The sequence below is a fragment of the Bacillus norwichensis genome (genome assembly GCF_014836955.1).
GTDB lineage: Bacteria > Bacillota > Bacilli > Bacillales > Bacillaceae_C > Siminovitchia > Siminovitchia norwichensis.
Genome location: NZ_JACSPV010000025.1, coordinates 55,153 through 61,208, shown reverse-complemented (window position 1 = coordinate 61,208; position 6,056 = coordinate 55,153). Strand labels below are relative to the sequence as shown.

Here is a 6,056-nt window from a genome sequence, read left to right as displayed (position 1 = left end):
ATTCTACCAATAAAAAAACTTAACCGCGAAGCAAGAGCCGTACGCTCTCTCACTTACACGGTTAAGTTTACACTCCCTTCCCGACTACAATATATTGTTTATCCTCCAAGCAAAACATTTCACTAATCTGCTTAATATAATTTTTCTTATCAAGTGGAATATATTTACCGAATGTTAATTTTCTAAAATTAATAATAGCATCTAAACTATTCTCCTTTTCGGATTTTTCTTCACCATCTGAACAAGAGTAAATTTCTATTTCTTCACCATCAGAAAGGTTTTGATCAATATAGTTGAATAATGCTCTTATACCTTCTCCTGTAACATGTAAAGTACCAATTACTTCATATACAAAAGGATTCTTGAATTTTGACTTTATATCTTCATAACCTGGTGTGAGCCTGCTGATGTATATACCAATTGCATCTTCTTCTGTTTCATAGAATTTTATAGGAAGATCCTCGTGTTTTGCGTGTTTAGTTTCCAATCCTTTTATAGTTTTCAGTGTATACTTGCTACCAAACTTACCAAGTGGCAACTCCTTTTTTGAAGCTATATAGTGATGTATTGTCATTTTGATTTTCTCCATTTTTTAAACTTGCATTTTCTTGGTTCAATTCTAATAATCTTTTTGGCATACCTTGATGATCTATCTTAACCGAAGACACTGCTAATTTGACTTCTTATTCTTTCGAACTCTAAAGGGGAGCTACTGATTTCCATCGTAATATGTAATACTTTTCGAGTATGGCCTAGTACAGCTTTGCGAGTTCAATAAGCTGTAGCCTGATGGCAGCCACTGTTAGATTCCTCAATATTAGTCAAATAGATCGCTGTCATACTTTGCAAGTTTGCTTTTCTTAAAGTTAATTATAAGTTCTCAATCATTAGACTTCCTTCGCTTTCTTTTCACCAGATAGAAAATCCCCGCTCCAATCAACACGAAAAGAAGAATGACAGGCAAATTCCCGACAAAGAACACAACCAATCCCGATGCTGCAGCAAGCAAAAAGTTGAGGCTGACAGCCAGTTGCTTCTTCGTCTTTTCCCATGTATCCAGATCACCATCGCCTACTCCCGGTACAACCACTTTGCTTTCCTGCATAGAGATTTCCACGGTTGAAAAGTCAGTCTGATTTTCAAGATATTTCACTTTCCCCACAAGGATCTCTATTTCCTCCTGCACTTTCGCCAAGTCACTGGATATTTTTAATAAATCTTCGGTCTTTTGCGCTTCCTTCATAAAACCAAGTAGCCTTTCCTCTACCGCCCGCTTCGATTTCAAGCGAGATTCCAAGTCCACATACTCCTCCGTTACATCCTGTCCCGAAACATTTCTGCTCAAAACATCGGCAGCTTCAGCTTCTGCATCATTCAAGAACGCTTGAAATTGCTTTTCGGGAACTCGGACAATGATGTGTCCGCTCATCAGTTCATTTTCATCACGATATTCATTGGACTCGACGATATAGCCCCCATATTCCTTCACTTTTTTCTCAATATTTTGCTGGGCTTTATCTAGACTCTTCACTCGCACTTCCATGTTTGCCTGATGAATGATCATACGGTCACTTATATTAACCTGATCACGCTGCGTTTTTTCAACAGTGGACTGGTCCTCCTGATTAAGAACGGCAATTTCATTTGAACCGGCGGCCTTATCCATTTGAGCCATTTCGTTCGTTGATTTTGATTCCTCTGAATCATGCGAGCTGCACGCCCCCACAAAGATAAGAAGAAAGACAGCAAACAAGCCTTTGAAACTTCTCTTACTCATAACACTGATCCCCCTTTTCTACATTAGACGGTTCAACGCGAAAAAAATTACACCCTTAATCATCTAAAGTCATATCGGTCTCCAGATCATACTTATCTGATGAACAGGATTTCTTCGCCTGCTGGACAGATTTGATTTCAGCTTCTTCCTTTGGCGGACAAATTATGGAGGTTTCGCTGCCTTCCTTCTTATTAATAAAGTCGAACAAAGAATCAATTGTTGGTGAAAGAGCTTGTATTTTTTCAACCAGATTGGCCAGCCGTTGCCATTGCTCATCATTTTCTGAAAAAGGTATTCCTATTTCAATACGGACTCCCAACATAGCCTCAGTTTCATCGAAACGAGGAATCTCAGGCCCTTTCACAATATCCAAGCTTTCATAAGTGACATAATTCGTATCAACCGATGCGGCAGGATAAATATCCTTTGCAATAGGCTTTACCGCCTCTTTTAATTGGCGGGCCCACAAAATTTCAGGATAATTATCAACATATGTATACTCTGCAAAGCCTTCCTCAGCGTGAAACTCAAGCTTCGGGTTCGCTTCAGGATAAAACCACGCCCCATAGCTCCCATCTTTAAAATTATAAAAAGACTCTTTCAAGATAAAATCCTGTTCATATTTTTCCTCCAAATAGCTTTCCAGTTTCCCTGCCACCGCCTTTTCCTTCCATGGCAAGCCGTAAAAGGCACTGATGAGCCAAGCTGCGAGACCTGCGACTATAACCACAGGTAAAACAATTAACAACTTTTTTCCAATCTTCATATAATTCCCCTTTTAATAGCCGTTCTTTTTTTATAGTATATATGAAAAGAGTAGAGAAGAACTTTATATATTTAGGATTAATCAAAAGCCGTGGGGTGAATACAATTCAAAAAGCAGTAAAAATTTTGGGGATATTAAGTGGGGCAGCAAGTATATCTTTATGGACTGTGCTAAATTTTTTAATCCATATTCTAACATGATCGGAACTGAAACGGTCGTGACCACATTTGTTATACTGGTATTACCAGCCTGCTTAGCGATCCTTTCCTCATTGACATCTAAGCAATCACTTATGCTCATTGCATTTATATGGTCATTGCCGTTCAGCTTATATTTAGTGTTTACACCGGGAGTTTTTGCTTTGTTTGGGGTTACTTGTGTGGCTTATTTAGGGTGTTTTATATTCATGAAATCCTATCTCGAACGTAAACATGATGCCAACAGCCGGCATGAAAAGGTATAAATATCTCCATTAGAAATCGTCATTCATTTACATAGAATGAGTACTTTCTTGCCAAAAAGCTTCCTGACGAAAGCGAGGTTGACTATATTTGTCTTTATTAGCTTTTATCATCATTCTTATTTCAGCTTTTATGCATGCGACTTGGAATTACTTGGCGAAACAGTCAGAGGGCGGATTTATTTTTGTTTGGCTTTATATGGCTGTCAGCACGATCGTTTATCTTCCGTTTGTTATAGGTTTCTTTTTTATAAATGAGATACATTTGGGTTGGATGGAATTTGTATTTATCTTTGGGAGTGCCATTGTACATATGGCCTATGCCTTAACACTGCAAAAGGGTTATAGAGTAGGCGATCTTTCCATTGTGTATCCGTTAGCTCGAGGTTCTGCTCCCATGCTTATCGCGATTGCTGCTTTTTTTCTTTTTGAAGAAAAACTCTCCATTATAGGAGTGATGGGCATCAGCTTCATTGTTCTAAGCATTTTTATTTTAACAGGAGACCTGCGCCGCTTTAAGCAAAATAATAGTGGAAAAGCTGTTTTCTACGGATTATTGACTGGTTTACTCATCTCTTTCTACACCCTGTTGGATAAGGGAGCTGTTAGTTTTATTCTTATATCTCCATTACTGTTAAACTATGGTTCCATCCTTGGGCAATTTCTGCTGATGACTCCTTTGGCTTTAAAAAAGAAACAAAAAGTGAAGAAAGAATGGAACTTGAATAAAAAGAAGGCAATCGGAGTGGGTATTTTAAGCCCGCTTGCTTATCTTCTCGTGTTGATAACGATGCAATTTACACCCGTGAGCCATGTAGCTCCCGTTCGAGAGATTAGCATTCTAATCGGAACAGTCATGGGAACCAAAATACTGACAGAGGGAGTGGGGATAAGAAGGCCCACTGCCGCAGTCATCATGGTCATTGGAATCATCTCCGTGGCCTTAAGCAATTGAGTATGGGGTCAGACCCCTTTAATGAAGTAAAGGGGTCTGACCCCAGCAACACAAAAGATACATATTCTTTCATACTCAAGTGTGGTAAGCTTATTTGAACAGACGACCAACATTTTTGAGTTAATGGCTGACAAAGCAAGGATTTTTTGTATTTTATGCATAAAAAAACAGGCCCCGTTCAGGACCTGTCTTAGGCTCATATTAAACCTTTTGAACGTTTGTAGCTTGTGGGCCACGTTGACCTTCTTCAACATCAAAAGTTACCTTTTGACCTTCGTCTAAAGATTTGAAGCCTTCACCTTGAATCGCTGAGAAATGAACGAATACGTCTTCTCCTGCTTCGCGCTCGATGAATCCAAAACCTTTGTCTGCATTGAACCACTTAACTGTACCTTGTTCCATAATTGTTGCCTCCTGGTGCGATTATCCGCACATTGTGTTACTATCCTTGCTCAAATACTTAGACGAAAATCAAAAACTCTTCTCAATCTGAAAGAGAGCAAAAATAACTCCTCTTAAGAGTAACAAATCTGTCTTAAAATAGCAAATCTTTCGACCCTGGTCTGTGCATAAAACTTAGCTAGAACTATAATAACCGATAACTTTCTAAGAAAAATTTTAATATTTGGTTTAGAATAAATGACGAAAAAACAGACATGTCTTTAATGGAGTGGGGTTAGCTTAAAGCTGATAACTACGCGGCTAAATGGGTTATAAATTAGTTGTGACATTTTATTTTTTTCAACGTGAGCTTTAAACTTCATAAAAAATTTTAAAAAAACAAAAAATAATTGGATTTAAGATGATTTTCTGGAACTTTCCGGTAATATGTAAGTAAAGATATTTCTTAGAAATAAAATGATACTTTCTGCAGGCAGGTGATATTTCAACTGGCATAAGACATTTAATAGACATCTTAAAAGCTAGTGACGTTTATTAAATTTGATACATAACAGCTCTTTTTCAAGAGACTTTATAAAGAAAAGGAGATTCATTTATGGAAGTTCAAAAGGATTTTTTAGTGCGTTTTATAATTTATCCAGTTTTTTTTTGACTGGGGTTATAGTCCTTTGTACTATACGGAATAACTGGGAAGATCTTGATACTACGGTAGGAATTCTCCTAGCCTACTATATTCTTATGTCTTTTTGGTTTTACTATGATTTGAGAAAAATGGAGAAGTAAGGATTGACGTCTGTCTGCTTTTATATAAATGGATGTTTAAAAGATGTTTTTTCATTGGTTTTGATAAGTGAATAGGAGAACAAAACCTTGTAAATCGGTGGAACAATTCCTAGTAGTAATGAACCTGCTGATTGTTTTTGGGGGCTTGAAAAAGCCCCAGTTCATAACATCATGCTGCATTAATTATTCATAACTGATTTCCGGAATTTCTCCGAACGCTTCTTCTGCATTCAATTCCGTAGCAATTTCGTCTGTGCCCGGATGATAAAAGTAAAAAGCTCCCATCCGTTCTCCGATCGCCGCCAAATAAATCATTTTTGTCCCATCACTTAACTGAGCATCACTCAAACCAAGTGCCCGAGATTTATCATCCAATACCTCTGGATTTAAGAAAAATAATTTCGTCACTGCAGCAAATTGTTCTTCTTTCGTCACCTCCAACTGATTTGGTTCATCATGAATGCGGTTCATCACTTCCACGTACTTAGCATTATTCGCCAACTCCGGATGAATATAGCTTTCATCATTTTGATTTTCCGCATTAACGTTTGGTTCTTCCTCTTCAGCAGCCTTTTCCTCTTCTTTCTCCGGCTTAGAGACTTCTTCTTTCTTAGACTCGGATTCTTTTTCAACAGCCGCCTCTTTCGGAGTCGAAACTGGGTCACCCTCTCCTTTGCTGCAGGCCGCTGTCAGCACGACAACTACACTAAGAAAAATGTACGCAAAATATCTCATTCTATCTCTTCCCCCTTAAGTTTTACCCAAAAGTAAGTCTACCATAAAAATTAGAGGGTTCCTGTTCATTCATAATCTGCTTCTGAATCAATGATAGCCAACAACCAGCTTAACCTGTAAGCTTATCCACTACATTTTATGGACAAAATGAAAATAGTCCATCACTAATATGGAAAAC

Annotated in this window: 6 protein-coding genes; 1 reads left to right on the top strand and 5 read right to left on the bottom strand. The window is 37.9% G+C overall.

Features of this window, described 5'->3' with window-relative positions:
* Positions 1-67: 67 nt before the first annotated feature.
* From H9631_RS14065 to H9631_RS14055, 3 genes are all read right to left on the bottom strand, one after another.
* Positions 68-574 (bottom strand): hypothetical protein, encoded by a 507-nt coding sequence (locus tag H9631_RS14065; protein WP_191813830.1) that lies wholly within the window; start codon positions 572-574, stop codon positions 68-70.
* 306 nt (positions 575-880) lie between these two features.
* Positions 881-1,777 carry a DUF4349 domain-containing protein gene (locus H9631_RS14060; protein ID WP_191813828.1) on the bottom strand — a complete coding sequence of 299 codons (897 nt, stop codon included), beginning with the start codon at positions 1,775-1,777 and terminating at the stop codon, positions 881-883.
* A gap of 55 nt (positions 1,778-1,832) precedes the next feature.
* A complete protein-coding gene (locus tag H9631_RS14055) occupies positions 1,833-2,543 on the bottom strand; it encodes a YfjL-like protein (RefSeq protein WP_191813826.1) in 711 nt (236 codons plus the stop codon).
* Between the two features lie 551 nt (positions 2,544-3,094).
* Here H9631_RS14055 and H9631_RS14050 point away from each other — a divergent pair.
* Positions 3,095-3,958 (top strand): EamA family transporter, encoded by an 864-nt coding sequence (locus tag H9631_RS14050; protein ID WP_191813824.1) that lies wholly within the window; start codon positions 3,095-3,097, stop codon positions 3,956-3,958.
* A 201-nt stretch (positions 3,959-4,159) separates the two neighbouring features.
* On the opposite strand, the gene H9631_RS14045 is transcribed toward H9631_RS14050, so the two are convergent.
* Positions 4,160-4,360, bottom strand: coding sequence for a cold-shock protein (locus H9631_RS14045; RefSeq protein WP_191813822.1), 201 nt, complete (start codon positions 4,358-4,360; stop codon positions 4,160-4,162).
* Between the two features lie 966 nt (positions 4,361-5,326).
* Positions 5,327-5,878, bottom strand: coding sequence for a hypothetical protein (locus tag H9631_RS14040; protein ID WP_191813821.1), 552 nt, complete (start codon positions 5,876-5,878; stop codon positions 5,327-5,329).
* Between the last annotated feature and the right edge of the window lie 178 nt (positions 5,879-6,056).